Annotated in this window: 18 protein-coding genes; 14 read left to right on the forward strand and 4 right to left on the reverse strand. The window is 60.0% G+C overall.

Annotation, left to right across the window (positions count from 1 at the left end; genetic code table 11):
* Positions 1-37 precede the first annotated feature (37 nt).
* The gene (locus E4M07_RS06235) at positions 38-628 is read right to left on the reverse strand and encodes a histidine phosphatase family protein (protein ID WP_169054106.1); all 591 of its coding nucleotides are present in this window, start codon (positions 626-628) and stop codon (positions 38-40) included.
* Positions 629-647: 19 nt separating this feature from the next.
* Positions 648-1,670: an NAD-dependent epimerase gene (locus E4M07_RS06240; protein ID WP_136657391.1), complete on the reverse strand. Its 1,023-nt coding sequence runs from the start codon at positions 1,668-1,670 to the stop codon at positions 648-650.
* A gap of 162 nt (positions 1,671-1,832) precedes the next feature.
* On the opposite strand from E4M07_RS06240, the gene E4M07_RS06245 reads away from it, so the two are divergent.
* A complete protein-coding gene (locus E4M07_RS06245) occupies positions 1,833-3,176 on the forward strand; it encodes a UDP-glucose/GDP-mannose dehydrogenase family protein (RefSeq protein WP_136657392.1) in 1,344 nt (447 codons plus the stop codon).
* A 12-nt stretch (positions 3,177-3,188) separates the two neighbouring features.
* On the opposite strand, the gene E4M07_RS06250 is transcribed toward E4M07_RS06245, so the two are convergent.
* Positions 3,189-3,869 carry an SDR family oxidoreductase gene (locus E4M07_RS06250; RefSeq protein ID WP_136657393.1) on the reverse strand — a complete coding sequence of 227 codons (681 nt, stop codon included), beginning with the start codon at positions 3,867-3,869 and terminating at the stop codon, positions 3,189-3,191.
* Positions 3,870-3,890: 21 nt separating this feature from the next.
* Positions 3,891-4,955 carry a hypothetical protein gene (locus E4M07_RS06255; RefSeq protein ID WP_136657394.1) on the reverse strand — a complete coding sequence of 355 codons (1,065 nt, stop codon included), beginning with the start codon at positions 4,953-4,955 and terminating at the stop codon, positions 3,891-3,893.
* A gap of 200 nt (positions 4,956-5,155) precedes the next feature.
* On the opposite strand from E4M07_RS06255, the gene E4M07_RS06260 reads away from it, so the two are divergent.
* The 13 genes from E4M07_RS06260 (at position 5,156) to E4M07_RS06320 (ending at position 20,313) form a co-directional block, all read left to right on the forward strand.
* Positions 5,156-6,094: a UDP-glucuronic acid decarboxylase family protein gene (locus E4M07_RS06260; RefSeq protein ID WP_136657395.1), complete on the forward strand. Its 939-nt coding sequence runs from the start codon at positions 5,156-5,158 to the stop codon at positions 6,092-6,094.
* A 159-nt stretch (positions 6,095-6,253) separates the two neighbouring features.
* The gene (locus E4M07_RS06265) at positions 6,254-6,904 is read left to right on the forward strand and encodes a TetR/AcrR family transcriptional regulator (RefSeq protein ID WP_136657396.1); all 651 of its coding nucleotides are present in this window, start codon (positions 6,254-6,256) and stop codon (positions 6,902-6,904) included.
* Entirely contained in the window at positions 6,897-8,135 is a 1,239-nt protein-coding gene (locus E4M07_RS06270; protein ID WP_136657397.1) for an acyl-CoA dehydrogenase family protein, read from the forward strand. Before E4M07_RS06265 ends, E4M07_RS06270 begins: the two co-directional genes overlap by 8 nt.
* Before the next feature lie 2 nt (positions 8,136-8,137).
* Positions 8,138-9,115 carry an NADPH:quinone oxidoreductase family protein gene (locus E4M07_RS06275; protein ID WP_136657518.1) on the forward strand — a complete coding sequence of 326 codons (978 nt, stop codon included), beginning with the start codon at positions 8,138-8,140 and terminating at the stop codon, positions 9,113-9,115.
* A gap of 2 nt (positions 9,116-9,117) precedes the next feature.
* On the forward strand, positions 9,118-10,155 hold the full coding sequence (locus tag E4M07_RS06280; RefSeq protein WP_136657398.1) for a zinc-binding dehydrogenase: 1,038 nt from the start codon (positions 9,118-9,120) through the stop codon (positions 10,153-10,155).
* A gap of 76 nt (positions 10,156-10,231) precedes the next feature.
* Entirely contained in the window at positions 10,232-11,107 is an 876-nt protein-coding gene (locus E4M07_RS06285; RefSeq protein WP_136657399.1) for a branched-chain amino acid ABC transporter permease, read from the forward strand.
* Between the two features lie 9 nt (positions 11,108-11,116).
* Positions 11,117-12,217 carry a branched-chain amino acid ABC transporter permease gene (locus tag E4M07_RS06290; protein WP_136657400.1) on the forward strand — a complete coding sequence of 367 codons (1,101 nt, stop codon included), beginning with the start codon at positions 11,117-11,119 and terminating at the stop codon, positions 12,215-12,217.
* Complete coding sequence (locus tag E4M07_RS06295; RefSeq protein ID WP_136657401.1) at positions 12,214-13,002, forward strand: ABC transporter ATP-binding protein; 789 nt, start codon at positions 12,214-12,216, stop codon at positions 13,000-13,002. The genes E4M07_RS06290 and E4M07_RS06295 overlap by 4 nt, the downstream gene beginning before the upstream one ends.
* Positions 12,999-13,784, forward strand: a complete 786-nt coding sequence (locus tag E4M07_RS06300; protein WP_136657402.1) for an ABC transporter ATP-binding protein — start codon at positions 12,999-13,001, stop codon at positions 13,782-13,784. Before E4M07_RS06295 ends, E4M07_RS06300 begins: the two co-directional genes overlap by 4 nt.
* An 18-nt stretch (positions 13,785-13,802) precedes the next feature.
* A complete protein-coding gene (locus E4M07_RS06305) occupies positions 13,803-15,692 on the forward strand; it encodes a long-chain fatty acid--CoA ligase (protein ID WP_246660370.1) in 1,890 nt (629 codons plus the stop codon).
* Positions 15,693-15,727: 35 nt separating this feature from the next.
* A complete protein-coding gene (locus E4M07_RS06310; protein ID WP_136657403.1) occupies positions 15,728-16,891 on the forward strand; it encodes an ABC transporter substrate-binding protein in 1,164 nt (387 codons plus the stop codon).
* A 101-nt stretch (positions 16,892-16,992) separates the two neighbouring features.
* Positions 16,993-19,119: a 3-hydroxyacyl-CoA dehydrogenase NAD-binding domain-containing protein gene (locus tag E4M07_RS06315; protein ID WP_136657404.1), complete on the forward strand. Its 2,127-nt coding sequence runs from the start codon at positions 16,993-16,995 to the stop codon at positions 19,117-19,119.
* A 12-nt stretch (positions 19,120-19,131) separates the two neighbouring features.
* On the forward strand, positions 19,132-20,313 hold the full coding sequence (locus E4M07_RS06320; protein WP_136657405.1) for an acetyl-CoA C-acyltransferase: 1,182 nt from the start codon (positions 19,132-19,134) through the stop codon (positions 20,311-20,313).
* The last annotated feature ends 8 nt before the right edge of the window (positions 20,314-20,321 follow it).

Genomic DNA, 20,321 nt, shown 5'->3' on the forward strand with positions numbered 1-20,321 from the left:
TTGCGCCGCCTTTGTTTCGGTCATATTTGCAGCATTTTTACACCAGTGCCAATGATCCTTTTGAAAAGACATAAATCTTATCTTGCGAAATCGGCTCAGCAAGCGCGGAATCGCGGTCAAGACATCCCAGCAGATACAGGCAGACTCTTATGACACCCGTGTGAGAAACCACAACGGCCGGTGCCTTTTGATCAGCCAGGAAGGCCTCGAGTTCGGGTATCCGCGATGCGTGGCTCTCGCCGCCTTCGGGACAAAAGCGCCATCGGTCCGTCTTGCGGGTCCTTCGTTCCTCCGGATAACGCTCCTTGACCTCAAGGGAGGTCATGCCTTCCCAGACGCCGTAGGAAACCTCGCGCAGGACCGGGACGAATTCCAAACCGGCTTCGCCGATGTGCAATTGACGCGCAACGGTCGCCGCGGTCTGGCGGGCGCGAAGCAGCGGCGAACTCAGCAGTGCGAATTGCTGCGGATCCTGACCCTTTTCCGCTGCGTATCTTGCCAGCTTGAGGGAGACGGCCTGCGCCTGGGCAAGTCCGGTCTCGTTGAGCGGAATGTCGCTTGCGCCCTGGAACCGGCCTTGCAGGTTCCAGTCGGTCTGCCCGTGCCGCAGGAAATACAGATCAGGCAACCCGGCCAAACCGGCTCCTCTATTTTGCGGCGTGATATCCGTCATACCAGTCGACAAACGCGGCAAGCCCCTCCTCCAGAGGCGTGTAGACCTTGAAGCCGAAATCACGTTCAAGGGCGGACGTGTCGGCGAATGTCTCATGCACATCGCCGGGCTGCATCGGCAAATACTCCTTGACGGCTTTCTGACCGGCGACCTTTTCAAGCGTCTCGATCATCTTCATCAGGTCGACGGGTTCGCTGTTGCCGATATTGTAGAGCCGGTAGAGCGGCGCCACACCGCGGTCCCGGTCCGCTGCCTGCTCGCCATCCTCGCCGGGCGGTGACAACAGGACTTTGACCACGCCCGTCGCAATGTCGTCGATGTAAGTGAAATCACGGCGCAAATCGCCGTTGTTGAAAATCTTGATGGGTTTGCCCTCGCGAATGGCGCGCGTGAAAAGATAGGCAGCCATATCCGGGCGGCCCCAGGGCCCATAGACGGTGAAAAAGCGCAGACCTGTGGTCGGAATATTCCAAAGATGGCTGTAGACATGCGCCATCAACTCGTTGGACTTTTTCGTGGCTGCGTAAAGGCTGATCGGGTGGTCCACATTCTGATCGGTGCTGTAGGGCACGTCGGGGCTGTTTCCATAGACCGAACTGGAACTGGCATAGGCCAGATGCGCGACGCCGCAGGCGCGGCAACCCTCGAGAATGTTCATGAAACCCGCGATGTTGCTTTCAATGTAAGCATGCGGGTTTTCAAGCGAATAGCGGACACCGGGTTGCGCAGCCAGATGGGCAACATGCGACGGCCTGACGTCCTCGAAAATCCGCGCAATCGCCTGCCGGTCGGCAATGTCCGCGCGGTGAAAGGCAAACCCGTTGCGGCCGACAAGCTGATCCAGCCGCGCTTTCTTCAAATTCACATCGTAGTAGGAGTTCAGATTGTCGACACCGACCACGAGATGGCCGGCATCCAGCAACATGCGGGCAACGTAGAAACCAATAAATCCCGCCGCTCCGGTAACCAATATCGGAGCTGAATTCTGATCTGCCATAGGTGCTCATTCTCTTCGTGGTGGGTGTTCGGAACGGTACGATGTGGTATGGAAATTTTCCGCGAAATGTTTATACAGCCACAAAACTTCGATGGGAATGCTGCTATTCATCGACCGGTGGAACGGGCCGACTTATCCCAAAATTAGACCAGTGAGGCTGCATTGATCATAACGATAATCGGAACCGGTTACGTTGGACTTGTAACCGGCGTATGTCTGTCCGAGTTCGGATTCGACGTCACGTGCGTGGACAACGTGCCGGAGAAAATCGCTCTTTTGAAAAACAATGTCAGTCCGATCTACGAGCCCGGCCTGGAGCAGATGATCCGCACCAATGCGGAAGCCGGGAGACTGCATTTCCAGGGCGATGTCGCCCAATGCGTCCCCGAATCCGATGTTGTGTTCCTGGCGGTTGGCACGCCGTCTGCCGCCAACGGCGATGAGATCGACCTGACTTATGTATTCTCGGCCGTCGAGGACATCGCCTCGCATCTGACCGACGGCACCGTCGTCATCGTCAAATGCACCGTGGTTCCGGGCACGTGCCAGACGGTCAAGGAGCGCATCGAGGAATTGCGCCCGGATCTCGACTTTTCCGTTGTCAGCAATCCGGAATTCCTGCGCGAGGGTTCGGCGATCCAGGATTTCATGCGCCCCGACCGGGTGGTGCTCGGCATCCATGATGAACGCGGTCGCGAGGTCGCCGAAGCGCTCTACCGGCCGTTGAAGCTGCAGGACACCCCGATCTCCGTAGCGTCGCTTTCCGGCGCCGAGCTCAGCAAATATGCCTCCAACGCCTTTCTCGCCATGAAGGTGAGCTTCATCAACGGCATTGCAGATCTTTGCGAGAAGGTCGACGGCAGCAACATTATCGAAGTGTCCGAGATCATTGGTCTCGATGACCGGATCGGCGACAAGTTTCTCCGCGCAGGCCCGGGATTCGGAGGATCCTGCTTTCCGAAGGATACCCGCGCGCTGGCCGCGTTTGCGCGAAAGGTCGATGCTCCTCAAGAACTCGTGGAGAGCACCATACGGATGAACGAGGCGCGGAAGGAGAACATGGCACACCGTGTTCTCGAGACGATCGGAGACCCTGCCGGCAAAACCGTTGCGGTGCTTGGCATCTCGTTCAAGCCGGATACGGATGACATTCGCGAATCGCCGGCTCTGCCGGTGGTCGAGCTGTTGATCAAGAACGGCGTCAAGGTGCGGGCCTTCGATCCCAAGGCAATGGAGTCGGCGGCCGAGCTTTACCCGGAGGTCATTTGGGCAAGCGATCCGTACGAGGCGGCCATCGGTGCGCATGCCGTCGTAATCATGACCGAATGGAACGTCCTGCGCGCGCTTGAACTCGACCGGCTAAGGGACGCCATGGCGGAGCCGCTGATGATCGACCTTCGTAACATCCACCGGCGCAAGGAGCCGACGCGCCACGGGTTTACGTATCTGAGTATCGGCCGCGACCGCGCCAAGCCCGCTCCGGCAGAACCGGTTGTCGCCGATTAAAGCAATTCTGCGCTAACTCGCCCAGCCGCCGGAAAACGGAATTGCCTGGCCGACGAAGAAATCGCTCTGATCGCTTGCCAGGAACAGGGCAAGTGCCGTGTCTTCCTCTGGCCTGGCCAGTCGCCCGAGCGGAACCTGCTCGCTCAAGTTTTTCTGAAACTTGGGGTTCGCCTGCATTTCCGGCGGATAGTAGGCCGGGTTCTCGACCCAGTTCTGCGCGATCAGGTTGACCTGCACATTGTGGCGCGCGACCTCCACGCCAACGGATTTTACATAGGATATCTGCGCGCCGCGCGCGGCGCTGTATGCGCATAGCAGGCCCATCGGACGCAACGGCACAGCGCTGCCGAAGACAATGATCTTGCCGCGCTTTCTCTCGATCATCTGCGGAAGCGCAAATTGCGTCAGGCGATGGAGCGGATGAACGAGAAGGTCAAACATCTCGTGCCAGTCATCGTCTTTCAGGTCCGTGACCAGCGTTCCGTAGTGGTTGGGCGCGGCAAGATTAACGATCAGCACATCAACCGTGCCGGCGCTTTCGATGAGTTCACGGCACGCCGCTTCCGTCGACAGGTCGTCGTCGTTGGCGATCACATGCGCCCCCTCCTTCGAAAAGGCCTCGACGCATGCGGGTCCCATATATCGAACGGCATGGGTGATAATGACACGTTTGTTCCTGATCGCATCGTACATGGTCGGTTCGCCCGTCTTTATCTATGCGGCATTCGCAAGGTTGGTTCCGAGTTGGGACAGCGGTTGATCGGCGGTGTCGACAAAGTCCTGAAACGATTGCTTCCTTGCAGGCAGCGGGCCTTCATTGCGGATCGTCGCCTTCCACCAATCAAGGTAAAGCGGTGCAAAGTCGAACTCGCTGTCGAGCGCCCATTCACGCTTTCGCTCCAGGTAATCGACAGTCACTTCCGCCCAGTCATCGACAATGCAGACCGGCAGCCCGGTGAACAGCGAAGTTATGCCCGATCGGGGAACGATCGGCACTGTGCCGAGCAAGATCGCCTCCCAGGTGCGGTGGCAATCGAAGCCGTTGCCCAGCGGGCTGAGGGTGAACAGGTGCCGGACATTGTTGTGCCAGCTCAGCGTGCGATTGATATTCAGCCGCTCGAGGCGCAGGACATCGAGCTCCACACTGTTCATGCACCGCAGACGGTCACCGCGGTCGAGCACATGGTGCCAGTTGCAGTAGCCTGAGACGCTCTTTTTATCGAGCCTCGGCCCTTCCTGCCTGGCGCGATCCAGAGCCGCTTCCTGCATGACCGGCGTTGAGAACAGGCCCCATGGCTTGTGTCTGACCCGAAATGTAATCGTGTGGTAATCAAGCCCGATCGGCAGTCTTCGCAGTTTCGGATGATCCGTGTTGCAGTTCTGTGCAAACCAGTTTTGAAGCCACGGGTGCTCCAGCAGCCGTCGCTGCGTCTCGGCATCGACACCGCGCGGCCCGATTTCGGTGTCGCTGCAGCCGGAAACGAGTATGAAGGAATCGCTGATCTGCTCCAGCGACGTTTCCGCGAATGCAGGCAAATGGTCGGTCTTGACATATATCGCCGGCGGGCGGTCGCGATCCCAAGCGAGCTTGGGCAGCTGACCGGCGGCGGGCGGTTTTCCGTCCGTGCGCCAGAAGTCGCAGGATTTCATCAGGCCATAGCTGCCGACGAAGCGGCAAGCCGTCTCGTCGCGACGCCCGTTCCTCAGCTGATAGTCGACAAATCTTATGCTGGCTGCCGCGTGATCAGAAATATTTCTCAGGCGTTGCTTCAAGCCCATCCCGTAATTCCAGACTACTCGGTGAGTCACCGCATTACTGCATAAGTTCGCTTTTCTCCAGCCAATTCGTTCATCGAAGCGCCGATAGCATATTCGGGTTGTGGCGAAAGCATTGATAAATTAAAGCTCTTAGCTGAGCGCCAACGGTATATCTTGCACCGCAGCCCAACGCGAAACCGAAAACAGGATGAGATACTTTTATGCGCGAGATTCTTGTCACGGGCGGTTCAGGGTTTCTCGGATCCAACCTTTGCGATGCGCTGCTTTCGCGCGGGCAGAGCGTTTTGTGCGTCGACAATTTCTTCACCGGGCAACGCAGTAACATCAAGCACCTGCTGGGGCGGACCGACTTCGAACTGTTGCGACACGACGTCATCCAGCCACTCCATGTCGAGGTCGACAGCATCTTCAATCTCGCGTGTCCGGCCTCACCCGTGCACTACCAGTACGATCCGGTGCAAACGACCAAGACCAGCGTGATCGGCGCGATCAACATGCTTGGCCTGGCCAAAAGGCTCGGCGTGCGCATCCTGCAGGCGTCGACGTCGGAAGTTTATGGCGATCCTCATGTTCATCCGCAGAGCGAGGACTATTGGGGCCGGGTCAATCCGATCGGGCCGCGCAGTTGCTACGACGAGGGCAAGCGATGTGCCGAAACACTGTTCTTCGACTATCACCGGCAGAACAATGTTGAGATCAAGGTCATGCGCATATTCAACACCTACGGTCCGCGCATGCACCCGAATGACGGAAGGGTGATCAGCAATTTCATCGTTCAGGCGCTCCGTGGCGACCCGATCACGATCTACGGGGACGGCAAGCAGACCCGCAGCTTCTGCTATGTCGACGACCTGATCGAAGGGATGATCGCGTTCATGGACAGCCCCGGGGAGCTTAGAGGTCCGGTCAATTTCGGCAATCCTCACGAATGTTCGATGCTGGAACTGGCGGACCGGGTCCTGCAGATTGTCGGCAGTCGGTCCAAGCTCGTGTTCAAACCCTTGCCTCAAGACGATCCCATTCAGCGCTGTCCCGATATCTCGATCGCCTCTTCGGAGCTCGAATGGACGCCAAAAGTGCAGCTCGAGGACGGGCTGAGAGAAACCGTCGCCTGGTTCCGGCACACGCTTGAACCGTGAGCCAATCCGGCTGCGGCCGCAAACATTGCGCCAGCCAAACGTTGACAACATACCCGGTAGTATGTACCTCTTTGCAGTGTGACCGATAAGTCAGCCGCCGGCATATTTGCCCGGTGCAGAAAACACAACGCGGTCACACTGAGGAGGAAATACCGGCACATGTCTGCCTCGGCGACAGCAAATCCCGTTCGTCCCGTCCAGGAGGACATTCTCAACGCCGCCGCCCATTGCTTCATGGACCGCGGTTATTCCGCCACCAGCATCGACGACGTCGCCCGAAGCCTCGGCGCCACCAAGGGCCGCATCTACCATCACTACCGGTCAAAGGCCGACCTGTTCTTTGATGTCTTCCGGCACGGCATGCAGATGAATTTCGATGTGCTGGTGCCGATTGCCGAATCGTCTCAGCCGACGGCGGACAAGCTTCGCGACATGGCCAAAACCCATTGCATCGCGATGATACGCACACAGCATTTCCAGCGCTGCGTGTGGGAGGGCGTCGAGCTTCTGCAACGCGGCGCGACCACGCCCGAACAGCGTGAGGTGCTGATCGAGCTCCAGGCGATGCGCGACAACTATGCGGAAATCTTCCGCACAGTGCTCGAGGCCGCCAAGAGCGAGGGTCTTGCCCGGTTCGACAGTTCAAGCATTGCCTTACAATTAATGTTTATGTCGCTGAATTCACCGCTTTTTTGGTATCGCGAGCGCGAAGGCCAGGATGCATCAACAATCGATAATATCGCGAGCCAATGCGCTTTGTTCGCACTGCGGGGCCTCGGAATGAAAGAGGAGCTAATTGCCGATGTCTGACATGAATCTGGGTATTACCGACAAACTCGCTCCGCTTCTCGAAGAAGTCCGAACCATGATGCGTGACGATATCCAACCGGTAGAGGAGGAGTACCTCGCGGAAGTCGATGTCGGCGACCGGTGGTCCCACACGCCGCGGCAGACGGAAATACTCGAGGGCCTGAAAGCAAAGGCCAGGGAACGCGGCCTATGGAACTTCTGGCTGACGGATTCCGAACGGGGCTATGGCCTCTCGACGGTCGAATACGCCTATCTCGCCGAGGAGATGGGCAAGGCCAGCATCGGCGCTGAGGTGTTCAACTGCTCAGCTCCTGACACGGGCAACATGGAGGTGCTCGAGCGTTATGGAAGCGAGGAGCACAAGCGCGAGTGGCTGACCCCGCTCCTTGCCGGCGAGATCCGCTCCGCCTACCTGATGACGGAGCCCGATGTCGCCTCGTCGGATGCCACCAATATCGCGATGCGCTGCGAACGGGACGGCGATCACTATGTTCTCAACGGGGAGAAATGGTGGTCTTCCGGTGCCGGCGATCCGCGCTGCAAGATCTATATCGTCATGGTCAAGACCGGCGGCGAAGACGCAGCGCGCCACCAGCGCCATTCGATGATCCTGGTGCCGGCCGAAACGGCGGGCATCGAAAAACTGCGCGCCATGCAGGTCTATGGCCACGACGACGCGCCGCACGGGCACCTGCACATTCGGTTCACCGATGTCCGGGTTCCCGTCGAGAACATGATCCTGGGCGAAGGCCGCGGCTTCGAAATCGCCCAGGGGCGACTTGGGCCGGGCCGCATCCACCACTGCATGCGGGCCATCGGTCAGGCCGAGCGCGCACTTGAACTGATGTGCCAGCGATCGCTCCGCCGCGAGGCATTCGGAAAGCCACTCGCGAAACTCGGTGCGAACTACGACATCATCGCCGAATGCCGGATGGAGATTGAAATGGCCCGCCTGCTTTGCCTGAAGGCGGCCTGGATGATGGACAAGGGCGATGCGCGGGCTGCTGCGCCGTGGATCAGCCAGATCAAGGTCGTTGCGCCGCAAGTGGCGCTGAAGGTCACCGACGAAGCCGTTCAGATGCATGGCGGTCAGGGCGTCTCGCAGGACACGCCCCTCGCCCGCGCCTGGACTGGTTTGCGAACATTGAGACTTGCCGATGGCCCGGACGCGGTCCATCGCATGCAGGTCGCCCGCACCGAACTGAAAAAGTACACGCAGGAGCGCGTGTGACCATGAAAGCAATCGTCTGCGAAGAATTCGGCGCGCTCGACAAGCTCGCCTACAGGGATATCGACGACCCACGGGTCAAGGATCATACGGTTCTCATCCGCCCGCAGGCCATAGGCGTCAACTATCCGGACGGACTCCTTGTTCAGGGACTTTATCAGGTTAAGCCGCCGACCCCGTTCGTGCCGGGCATGGAGGTGGCCGGCACTGTCGAGGCCGTCGGATCGGCGGTCGAGAATTTCAAACCCGGAGACCGGGTTGCCGCCTTGGGGCAACTTGGCGGCTACGCGGAACTCGCCGCTGTGCCCCAGGCGGCGGTGTTCCCGCTCCCCGAGGCCATCGATACAGCGGATGCCTGTGCGTTGCTTTGTGCTTACGGCACGGCTCATCACGCGCTGAAGCAGCGTGCAAATTTGCAACCGGGAGAAACGGTCGCTGTTTTGGGCGCGGCCGGATCGACCGGCATCGCAGCCATCCAGATCGCCAAGGCCATGGGGGCAAAGGTCATTGCGGTGGCATCTTCCCCAGAAAAGCAGGCAATTGCCCGGGAAAACGGCGCTGACGATGTCACCGGCTACGACAATCTGAAGGATGATCTGAAGAAGCTGTCCGGCGGTAAGGGCGTGGACGTGTTGTTCGACCCCGTCGGTGGCGACGCCTTCGATGCCGCCTGCCGGGCCATGGCGCGCAAAGGTCGTCTCCTGGTGATCGGCTTTGCCTCGGGGCGCATTCCGGAACTGCCCGCCAATCTGACGCTGGTCAAGGAATTCTCCCTTGTCGGTGTGTTCTGGGGCTCGTTCACCCAACATGAGCCCGCGGTCTATGCGGACAACATGAAGGAACTGATCGGCTGGTACCTTGAGGGAAAGGTCAAGCCTTTCATCGAAGGCCGTTACCCGCTTGCCGACGCGCCGTCCGTTCTGGAGCGCGTGCTCGGCCGCGGTGCCACCGGAAAACTCGTACTCGTCCCCGAAGGAGCATGAATTTGGCCATACCGTCAGAAACCTTCGCTCTCGTGCAGAAGCACGACGGATTTTCCGGCAAGGCTGAGGGACCGTCCATCGAGAGCCTCGATCTTTACCTGGATGCAGCGACCATTGCGCTGCCGGAACTGGCGGACGGTCAGGTGCTGATCAAGATGGCCATGGCGTCGATCAACCCCTCCGACTTGCACTACATCAAGGGGGAATACGGTCATCCGCGCGTCAAGGGCGCGGCCGCGGGTTTCGAGGGCGTGGGCGAAGTGGTCGCCGGAAACGGCGCGTATGCGCAGTCGCTCGTCGGCAAGCGCGTCGCATTCACAGTCGATCCGGCCGGCTCGGGAGCCTGGGCCGACTACGCGATTACGTCGGCAAAGGTCTGCATTCCCGTCCGCGAGGATATGCGGAACGAAGACGCGGCGGGACATGTGGTCAATCCGCTGACGGCAATGGCCATGTTCGACATCGTCCGCAAGTCAGAGACGTCCAGTTTCATCATGACCGCGGCCAACAGCCAGCTTTGCAAGCTGATGACGGCACTCGGCCGGGACGAAGGCATCGCGCCGATAGCGGTCGTGCGAAAGCAGGAGCAGGCAGCACACCTGGAGGAGCTTGGCGCCCGCCATGTCCTTTGCACCGCATCGGATGATTTTCAGGAGGTCGCCCGGGCCACGATCAAGCAGGAAAAACCGCGCGTGCTTCTCGATGCGGTCGCCAACCAGGTTTCCGCCGACATATTTGCGGCGATGCCCAACCGCGCACGCTGGATCGTCTATGGCAAACTCGACCCGCAACCGCCCGCATTCAGGGAAATGGGCCAGTTCGTCTTCATGGAAAAACGCATCGAAGGCTTCTGGCTGACCCGCTGGTTCATGAGCACGCCGCCGGAGGAGCAGATGCGGATTATCGGCGAGGTTCAGGAACGGTTCGTATCCGGCAAATGGCAAACGGAAGTGGCCGAAACAATCCGGCTTAAGGACGCCATGTCCGACCTTGCCGGTGCATTGCGCAACGCCAATGGAAAGGTGATGCTTGTCCCCTAGAGGAGGAAAGGACGGACCAGCATATTCGGCGAAGCCGATAAAGAAGCAAGAACTCGGGCTTTGGGAGGGCCATTGAGTGGACATATTGCAATTGATTGTCAGCGGTCTGGCCAACGGGTGCGTGTACGGCCTTATCGCGCTGGGTTTTGTTCTGATCTACAAGGCAACGGAAGCCGTCAATTTCGCCCAGGGCGATTTCATGATGCTAGGTGCCTTCATCACCCTCGGGTTCACCAATGAGCATTATCTGGGCCTTCCGTTCTGGTTGTCGGTGTGCCTGGCCATCGCCATTATGGGCATGCTGGGATACCTGCTCGACCTGATCGTTCTGCGCAGGATGTTCGGTCAGTCGCAGGTGGCGGTCGTTATCCTGACCATCGCGCTCGGGTTTGTGATCCGCTTCATTGCCGGGGCCATCTGGGGGCATGAACCGCAATCCCTGGAATCGCCGATTGCCGGGGTGGAATTACGCTTCGGCGGGCTGGCGCTCGGCATGGACGAGATATGGGTCATCATCATCACGGTCCTGCTCACGCTGCTTCTATACTTCTTCTTTGCCCGCACGAAGCTTGGCGTTGCCATGCAGGCGTCCTCGCAGAACCAGCTTGCCGCCTACTACATGGGCATTCCGGTCAAGCGGATTCACTCGATGATCTGGGCGCTTTCGGGAATTGTCGCCACCATTGCGGGAATCCTGTTTGCTTCCAAGGGATCGATCGATCCGACGGCCGGGCTTCTCGGCATCAAGGCATTTGCCGCCGCCGTCATCGGCGGGTTCGGCAGCCTGCCGGGTGCGTTGCTGGGCGGTCTGATCGTCGGTCTTGTGGAGCCGTTCGCGGCGCGGTACATGCCGGCCGGTTATTCGCAGATCTTTCCCTATCTCATCCTCATCATCATGCTGATCGTGCGGCCGCACGGCATCCTTTCACAGATTCAGACGAAGAAGGTGTAGGGATCCGTCATGCGCATTGTCTTCAAGACTTCCTACGACGCCGACATCCGCCTGTTCAAACACAACGCCCAGGCGTTCTGGTATCTGCTGCTCTTTACCGTGGCGATCCTATTGCCGTTCCTGGTCAACGACTTCCTGATCGGCGAGGCAACGCTTGTCCTGATCTGGGCGATCTGCGGCATGGGGCTGATGATGCTCGTCGGCCAGACCGGCCAGGCCAGCCTTGGACACGCGGCGTTCATGGCCGTCGGCGCCTATTCCAACGTGATCTACCAGATCAATTTCAACATGCCGTTCCTCTTGTCCTTCCCGCTCTCGGGACTGACGGCGGGTGTGGCCGGCGCGCTTGTGGCCCTGCCGACAACGCGACTTCACGGCATCTATCTTGCCATTGCGACGCTTGCCATATCGGTGCTCACGGAAGACATCATCATCATCCTCGAGCCGATCACCGGCGGCATCGCCGGTATCTTTGCGCCCGATATCCAGATCTTCGGCTACACGTTCAACCGATACGGCAATCCGGTCGAACTCTATTGGCTGGTCCTGGCGATCACATTCGTCGTGGTCTATGCCTATCGCAACATCTTGCGCTCGCCCACCGGCCGCGCGTTTGCCGCGGTCCGGGACTCCGAAGTCTCGGCCAAGGCGATGGGCGTCAATGTCGCGCGGACCAAGATGGTCGCCTTCGCGATATCCTGCACCATCACGGGGCTTGGCGGTGCCCTGATGGGACATTTCGCCACCGTCTTTACCAACGAGACCTTCAACCTGATCATCTCGATCACGCTGTTGCTGATCATCGTCGTCGGCGGGCTGGGCACCATTCACGGGGCCTTCTTCGGCTCCATCGTGTTTGTCATGCTGCCGTTGCTGATATCGGTGACCCGGGATGCGGTCGGGTCGCTGACCGGCTCCGGATCGATCACGATCCCGGGTCTGGAAAGCGGTATTTTCGGTGCGATCCTGATCGGGTTCATCCTGTTCGAGCCGATGGGGCTTTACGGCCGGTGGCTGAAGATCAGGACTTATTTCGAGCTCTTCCCCTTCTACCGCAAGGACATGTTCAGGCGGCAAAAGAGCTACCTCAAGACGGAGCGTACGCGATGAGTTTGCTCGAGCTAACCAACGTCACGCTCCGTTTCGGGGGGCTGGTCGCCGTCAATGACGTCTCGTTCAACGTGGAAGAAGGCGAGGTCTTTGCGCTGGTCGGGCCTAACGGCGCCGGCAAATCCACGATCTTCAACATGATCTCGCGCTTCTACACGCCGGCCGAAGGGGAGATCAAATTCGAGGGCAAGAGCATCCTGAACTGGGAGCCGCACGAGATTCCCTCGCAGGGCATCGCCCGCACCTTCCAGAACATCGAACTCTTTGAACAGGCGTCGGTGCTGCAGAACCTTCTTGTCGGCCGGCACACGCACAGGCGCTCGAACTTCCTTGCGGACATGGTCTTCACGCCATTCGTGCGTAACGAGGAACGGGTGCACAGAGAAGCGGTCGAACATGTCATCGATTTCCTCGATCTGCAGGCCTACCGCGACAAGATGATAGCCGGCCTTCCCTACGGCGTGCGCAAGGTTGTGGAGATGGGGCGTGCCCTTGCCATCAAACCGAAACTCCTCCTGCTGGATGAGCCGGCGTCAGGATTGTCGGTGGAAGAGACGCAGGACGTGGCGTTCTGGATCGAGGATATCAAGAAGGTCATGGGCATCACGGTGCTGATGGTCGAGCACGATATGCATCTTGTCGGTGCGGTCTCCGACCGTGTCATGGCGCTTGCCGACGGCCGCATGCTGGCCATCGGAACACCGCAGGAGGTTCAGAACGACCCGGCCGTGATCGAGGCCTATCTCGGTTCCGACGATATGTCCGAAGATGGAGAAGCGGCATGAAGCAGGACAACAAGGCCCCTCTCCTCAAGGTCGACAACCTGGAGAGCTTCTACGGACCGATCATGGCCATTCGCGGTGTCAGCCTCGAGGTCAACGAAGGGCAGATCGTCACCGTTCTGGGCGCCAACGGCGCCGGCAAAACGACGCTCTTGAAGACCATCTCCGGCGTCATGGACCCGGAGAAAGGCACGGTGGTGCTGCAGGGATCCGAGATCCAGGGTTCGGCGCCGGATGCGGTCGTCAACAAGGGGGTCGTCCACGTTCCGGAAGGCCGGGAGATCTTCCCGATCCTGACGGTGGAGGAAAACCTGAAGATGGGCGCATACACGCGCTCCGATCACGCGCAGATCGCTGCGGATATGGAGCTTGTGTACGATTACTTTCCGATCCTCAAGGAAAGGCGCACACAAGAAGCCGGCACATTGTCGGGCGGACAGCAGCAGATGCTCGCCATCGGACGCGGCCTGATGACCAAGCCCAGCATCATGCTGCTCGATGAACCGAGCCTCGGCCTCAGCCCGCTGCTGGTGCGCGAGATTTTCACCATCATCCGCCGCCTCAATCACGAGCAGAACGTGACAATGATGCTCGTCGAGCAGAACGCCAAGGTCGCCCTTGAAGTCGCACACTATGGCTATGTCCTTGAACTTGGGCGTATTGTGATGAGCGGCGAGGCCAAAAAGCTGCAACAATCAAAGGACATCCAGGAGTTTTACCTGGGTGCGCAACAGGAAACGCAGCGCGGGCAAAGACGCTGGAAGCAGCGCAAGACCTGGCGATAGGCCGAAGGGAGGATACATATGGGCAGCATGGAATCCATTCCGCCGCAAACAAAGATCAACGGGCTGAACGTCAATACCGACCTGGAAAAAGGTCCCTATTTCATCGACGGTTGCGACACGCTGCCGAAACTCTTCCTGCAGCGCTGCAGGGAGCTCGGCGAGCGCACCTCGCATCGCGAAAAGGACTACGGGATCTGGCTTTCCTACTCGTGGCACGATTTTCTTGAACACGCCAAACTCATCGCCCACGGGCTGATTTCGCTTGGCCTTAAGCGTGGCGAGGTGGTTTCGATCCTGTCCGAGGACAACAAGGAATGGGTCTACTGCGACCTCGCCATTCAGAGTGTCGGCGGCATCGCATCCGGCGTCTACACCACCGATTCCGCAAGCCAACTGGCCTATCTCATCAACGATTCCGACAGCCGGTTCCTGTTTGTCGAAAACGACGAACAACTGGACAAGTTCCTGACCGTACGGGACCAGATGCCCGGCCTTACAAAAGTCATTGTCTTCGACCGAGAAGGCCTGCACGACTATCACGACGATCAGGTGCTCTTCATTGAGGAACTCTACGATCTTGGCCGTGTCCACGCCAAAAAGCACCCGGAGCTCTTTGAGCAGGAGATCGCCAAATCCAAGCCTGAAGACATCTGCATCCTGGTCTACACGTCCGGAACGACCGGCCAGCCGAAGGGCGCGATGATCTCGCACAGCAACGTTATGTTCTCGCTGTCCATCGGCGCCTACACGCTTCCGGTATTCGAAACGGACGAGCAGGTCTGTTTCCTGCCGCTGTGCCATATCCTTGAGCGCTTCATCTCGGTGCTTTCCCCGATCGCCGCCAGATCTACGGTGAATTTCGCCGAAAGTCCCGAGACCGTCTTCGACAACGTGCAGGAAGTCAGTCCGCACGTGTTTACCGCGGTCCCCAGGGTCTGGGAGAAGATCTATTCGCGCATCTCGATCATGGTCGGCGATGCGACACCGTTCGGGCGCTGGGCCTTCAATCAGGCGGTTGCGGCGGGTCAGGCGCGGGCCGCGCTGCTGGAAGACGACAAAACCGTTCCGGGGCTGCTCGAGATGCGCTACCGGATCTGGGACGCGCTGGTCCTGAAGAACATACGGCGGATGATCGGCATGGACCGGCTGCGCCGCGGCACGACAGGCGCGGCGCCGATATCGCCGGACCTGTTGCGCTGGTTCAAGGCGATCGGCATCGATCTCTTCGAAGGCTACGGCATGAGCGAGACCGCGGGCATCATCTCGCTGAACATGTTCGGCAAGAACAAGATCGGCTCTGTCGGTCAGGTTGTTCCCGGCGGCCAGGTGCGGATCGGTGAAGGCGAGGAAATTCAATACAAGGCCGGCAACGTCTTCGAGGGCTACTGGAAAAAACCCGACAAGACCCGCGAGACGATGACCGACGACGGCTGGCTGAAGACCGGCGACGTGGGCCACATCGACAACTCCGGCTACGTAAACATCACCGGCCGGTTAAAGGACATCATTATTACTGCGGGCGGCAAGAACATTACGCCGGCGGAGATCGAGAACAAACTGAAGTTCTCGCCCTATATTTCCGACGCCGTGATCATCGGCGACAAGCGCAAGTTCCTGTCCTGCCTGATCATGATCGACCAGGAAAATGTCGAAAAGTTCGCCCAGGACAGGCGCGTCCCCTTCGGCGACTTTGCCTCGCTTTGCGCCACGGCCGAGGTGCAGGAGCTGATCGGCAGCGTCGTCAGCGATGTCAATGACGAATTCGCCCGTGTCGAACAGATCAAGGCCTTCCGCCTCATCGATGTGCTGCTGACCGCGGAGGACGATGAATTGACTGCCACCATGAAGCTCAAGCGCAGTTTCGTGGAGGACAAACACAAAGCGCTCATAGACGAGATGTATGCCTAAGCCAAATTAGAGATTTGCATTCCAAGGAGGAAAACATGAAGAATCTCATGAAACCACTGGCTTTTGCCCTGGCCATGTCCGCGGCCTTCCTGCCGCAGGCCAATGCCCAGACGCAAGGGGTCACCGATACCGAGATCCTGATCGGTTCGAACAACGACCTTTCAGGACCTTTCGCCGCCTTCGGGGCACCGGCCACCGGCGCGGCCAAACAGTATTTTGACCAGGTGAACGCCGCCGGTGGCGTCCACGGCCGTCAGCTCAAGCTGATCGCCGAAGACCATGCCTATCAGATGCCGAAGGCAATGCAGAACATCAACAAGCTGGTCAACTCGGACCAGGTCTTCGTGATGCTTCTGTCGCTCGGAACACCGATGAACATCGCCAGCTTCCCGCTTCTGGAACGCAAGGGCATTGCCAATATCGGCCCGTTGAGCGCGGCGCGGCAGATGATCGAACCGCCGGCGCCTTACAAGTTTGCCGGCTTCTCATCTTACTACGATCAGATGAAGGCAGGCGTGAACTATCTGAGCGAGAACAACGACAGGAAAGTGTTCTGCGCGATGTACCTCCCGACCGATTTCGGCAAGGAAATCCAGGAAGGCACAAAGGATGGCGCTACCGAACTTGGGCATGAATACAAGGCGGAAACCACCCACAAGCCGGACGAGCAGGATTTCGTCGGTTCGCTGACCAAGCTCAAGGATGAAGGCTGCGACGCGATCGCCACGGCTCTCACCGTGCGTCAGACGATCACCGTCCTGGGAACGGCCAAGAAGATCGGCTGGGACGATGTCGATTTCATCGGTTCGTCCGCGGCCTTCCACACGGCGATCGCCAAGGTGCCGAACGGCATTACCGAGGGTTTTTATGCAGCGGCCGGCTGGCCGGACCTGAACACCCGCATGGATGACCCGCACGTCAAGAAATGGGTCGAGGACTACACCGCCGAGTTCGGCGAAGCACCCGGAACCGGCGCGCTGCTGGGCCGGTCGGCAGCCGAGGGCCTTGTGATGGCGCTGGAGGCAGCCGGTCCTGACCTGACCGCCGAGGGCTTCCTCAAGGCCATGGAAAGCCTGAACTACGTCGACAAGATCACCGGTGTGCAGACGGACTACAGTCCAACCGATCACCAGGGCGGCGACGCGATCATCATCTCGAAGATCGAAGGCGGCGACTGGCAGGTCAAGGGCGAGAAATAGTCCCATCCACGAAAACAACCGGCGCCCCTCGGGGCGCCGGTCACCGACGACTTTAGACCATTTGATCCAGCCTATTTCGAGAGAATTTACCGGTGAGTGCAATGACCGAAGCAGTATCCTATGAAGTCCTGTCCGATGAAGCCGGCTCCATTGCCGTGATTTCCATCGACAATCCGCCGGTGAATGCGGCCAGCCACGCGGTCCGTCAGGGTCTGGCGGACGCCACCGAGAAATTCGCCAGGGACTCGGCGGAGGTTGCGGTTATCGTCGGAAAGGGGCGCACCTTTATCGCCGGCGCCGACATCCGCGAATTCGGCAAGCCGATGCAGGCACCGGGCCTCGGAGAGGTCATCGACGCCATCGAGAATCTCGACAAGCCGGTTGTCTGCGCCATCCACGGGACTGCGCTCGGCGGCGGACTGGAAACCGCCCTCTCCTGCCATTACCGCGTCGCTGTGAAATCGGCGCGCGTCGGTCTGCCCGAGGTGCTGCTGGGCCTGTGCCCGGGCGCCGGGGGCACGCAGCGTCTGCCGCGCCTGACAGGCATCGAGGCAGCGGCCGAAATCATCACATCGGGACGCCACGTTCCGGCGCCCGAGGCGCTGAAGCTGGGCATTGTGGATGCGGTTGACGAGGGCGACGATCCGCTTGCGGCCGGGCTCGCCTTCGCTCGGCGGGTCCTGGCCGAGAAGCTGCCGGCCCGCCGGACGTGCGAGCTGTCGGACAAGGTCGAGGCGGCGCGCGGAAACCAGGCCCTTTTCGACGAGCTGCGACAGACGGTCAAGAAGAAAGCCAAGGGCCAGTTGTCACCGCAACTGTGCCTTGAAGCAGTAATCGCAGCCGCGGAACTGCCCTTCGAACAGGGGCTGAAGCGCGAGCGAGAGCTGTTCATGGAACTCATGGCCTCGCCGCAGCGCGAGGCGCTGATCCACGTGTTTTTCGCCGACCGCCAGGTCGGCAAGGTGCCGGAGCTGGAAACCGGCGCGCCAAGGCCGCTCGATCGTGCCGCCGTTATCGGTGGCGGCACCATGGGATCGGGCATCACCGTGTCGATGCTGTTTGCCGGCATGCCGGTGAAAATGATCGAGCGCGACGAGGAAAGTGCGGCGCGCGGCCGGCAGAATGTCGAACGCATCCTCGACGACGGCGTGCGGCGGGGCAAGTTCGACCAGGCGCATCGCGACCGCCTGGCCAACGAGCTCTACAGCGTCAGCTCCGATATCGCGTCGCTCGCCGAGGCCGATATCGTCATCGAAGCGGCCTTCGAGAACATGGACGTCAAGAAGGACCTTTTCCGGCAGATCGACCAGCACGCCAGGAGCGGTGCTGTCCTGGCCAGCAACACGTCCTACCTGAATATCAACGAGATCGCCTCCGTCACCGGCCGGCCGCAGGACGTTCTCGGGCTGCATTTCTTCTCGCCCGCTCATGTCATGCGGCTGCTTGAGATCGTGGTGGCCGACAAGACCGATCCGGATGTTGCCGCGACCGGCTTTGCGCTGGCAAAGAAACTCAAGAAGGTCGGCGTGCGCGCCGGCGTCTGCGACGGCTTCATCGGCAACCGCATCCTGGAACGCTACCTGTCGCAGGCTTCCTATATGGTCGAGGACGGCACGAGCCCCTACGACATCGACAAGGCCGTGCTGAAATTCGGCTACCCGATGGGGCCGAACCAGATGGGCGATCTCGCCGGTCTCGATATCGGTTACGCCAACCGCAAGCGCAAGCGCGAAGAAGGCTGGAAGGGCCGTTATGCGGCCGACTATATGGACCGCATCACCGAACTCGGCCGTCACGGACAGAAGACCGGCCGCGGTTTCTACATCTACGAGGACGGCAGCCGCGTCGGGAAACCCGATCCGGAGGTCCTCGAAATCATCGACCGGGTGCGGGCTGAAAAGGGCATCACGCCGAAACCGCTCGACGAGGACGCGATCATGCGCCGTTACATGGCGGCAATGATCAATGAGGGTGCGCATGTCGTCGAGGAAGGCATCGCGTTGCGGCCGCTCGATGTCGACATCACCATGCTCTATGGCTACGGATTCCCGCGCTGGCGTGGCGGTCCGCTGAAATATGCCGACATGATCGGCCTCGACAAGGTGCTCGCCGACATTCGCGAATTCGAGAAAGAGGATCCGGAGTTCTGGAAGCCGGCAAAGCTGCTGGTCGATCTCGTGGAGCGCGGGGAGAATTTCGACAGCCTGAACAAAAGCGCCAACCGCTGAGGATAGGACACCATGCGTGAAGCTGTAATCGTTTCGACCGCCCGGACCGGCATTACCAAGGCCTTTCGCGGCGGGCTCAACATGACCCATGGCGCGGAATTCGGCGGCGCCGCGGCACGCGCCGCCGTGCAGCGCTCGGGCGTCGATACCGACATGATCGAGGACGCCGTCATCGGCTGCGGCCTGCCGGAAGGCGCGACGGGCGGCAATATCGCCCGGCAGATCGCCATTCGCGCGGGCATGCCCGTAACCACCGCCGGCATGACCGTCAACCGCTTCTGCTCTTCGGGCCTGCAGGCGGTGGCACTGGCATCGCACGCCATCACCCAGCAGGGCGCGCCGGCAATGCTGGCCGGAGGCATCGAGTCGATCACCCTTGCACAGGGCAACGCCAATACGCACATGGCGCAAAGCCCGTGGATCCTAGAAAACAAGCCGGCAATCTACCTGCCGATGATCGACACCGCCGACATCGTGGCGGAGCGCTACGGCATCAGCAGGGAGGCGCAGGACGAATATGCCCTTTCGTCGCAGCAACGGACCGCCGCGGCCCAGGAAGCCGGCCGTTATGACGATGAAATCATTCCATTTTCCACCGTGATGGCGGTCAAGGACAAGGAAACGGGCGAGATATCCAAACACGAGGTCACCATCGAGCGTGACGAGTGCAACCGGCCGGGTACGACGCTCGAGGGCCTGCAGTCGCTGGAGCCGGTGCGCGGGCCCGACCAGTACATCACCGCCGGCAATGCGTCGCAGCTTTCGGACGGGGCATCCGCCTGCGTCCTGATGGAGGCGACCGAGGCAGAAAAGCGCAACATCGAACCGATGGGCGCGTTCCGGGGCTTCGTGGTCGCCGGCTGCGAACCGGACGAGATGGGCATCGGCCCGGTTTTCGCGGTGCCGCGGCTGCTGGAGCGCGCCGGGCTGACGATGGACGATATCGGCCTTTGGGAACTCAATGAGGCCTTTGCCAGCCAGGTGCTCTACTGCCGCGACAAGCTCGGCATTCCGAGCGAGATTCTTAACGTCAATGGCGGCTCGATCTCCATCGGCCACCCCTACGGCATGACCGGCGCGCGCCAGGTCGGCCATGTGATGTACGAAGGCAAGCGCCGGGGCGTCAAACATGTGGTGGTGACGATGTGCATCGGCGGCGGCCAGGGTGCGGCCGGCCTGTTTGAGATTTACTAGGGAGCCGG

Origin of the sequence: Nitratireductor sp. XY-223, assembly GCF_004959855.1 — a bacterium.
In the GTDB taxonomy this organism is placed as follows: domain Bacteria; phylum Pseudomonadota; class Alphaproteobacteria; order Rhizobiales; family Rhizobiaceae; genus Hoeflea_A.

Excerpts from the sequence above, each read along its gene's own strand:
- E4M07_RS06300 (WP_136657402.1), top strand. The coding sequence starts at position 12,999 with ATGAAGCAGGACAACAAGGCCCCTCTCCTCAAGGTCGACAACCTGGAG.
- E4M07_RS06295 (WP_136657401.1), top strand. The coding sequence starts at position 12,214 with ATGAGTTTGCTCGAGCTAACCAACGTCACGCTCCGTTTCGGGGGGCTG.
- E4M07_RS06240 (WP_136657391.1), bottom strand. The coding sequence starts at position 1,670 with ATGGCAGATCAGAATTCAGCTCCGATATTGGTTACCGGAGCGGCGGGA.
- E4M07_RS06320 (WP_136657405.1), top strand. The coding sequence starts at position 19,132 with ATGCGTGAAGCTGTAATCGTTTCGACCGCCCGGACCGGCATTACCAAG.
- E4M07_RS06290 (WP_136657400.1), top strand. The coding sequence starts at position 11,117 with ATGCGCATTGTCTTCAAGACTTCCTACGACGCCGACATCCGCCTGTTC.
- E4M07_RS06255 (WP_136657394.1), bottom strand. The coding sequence starts at position 4,955 with ATGGGCTTGAAGCAACGCCTGAGAAATATTTCTGATCACGCGGCAGCC.
- E4M07_RS06260 (WP_136657395.1), top strand. The coding sequence starts at position 5,156 with ATGCGCGAGATTCTTGTCACGGGCGGTTCAGGGTTTCTCGGATCCAAC.
- E4M07_RS06310 (WP_136657403.1), top strand. The coding sequence starts at position 15,728 with ATGAAGAATCTCATGAAACCACTGGCTTTTGCCCTGGCCATGTCCGCG.
- E4M07_RS06315 (WP_136657404.1), top strand. The coding sequence starts at position 16,993 with ATGACCGAAGCAGTATCCTATGAAGTCCTGTCCGATGAAGCCGGCTCC.
- E4M07_RS06250 (WP_136657393.1), bottom strand. The coding sequence starts at position 3,869 with ATGTACGATGCGATCAGGAACAAACGTGTCATTATCACCCATGCCGTT.
- E4M07_RS06275 (WP_136657518.1), top strand. The coding sequence starts at position 8,138 with ATGAAAGCAATCGTCTGCGAAGAATTCGGCGCGCTCGACAAGCTCGCC.
- E4M07_RS06270 (WP_136657397.1), top strand. The coding sequence starts at position 6,897 with ATGTCTGACATGAATCTGGGTATTACCGACAAACTCGCTCCGCTTCTC.
- E4M07_RS06265 (WP_136657396.1), top strand. The coding sequence starts at position 6,254 with ATGTCTGCCTCGGCGACAGCAAATCCCGTTCGTCCCGTCCAGGAGGAC.
- E4M07_RS06305 (WP_246660370.1), top strand. The coding sequence starts at position 13,803 with ATGGGCAGCATGGAATCCATTCCGCCGCAAACAAAGATCAACGGGCTG.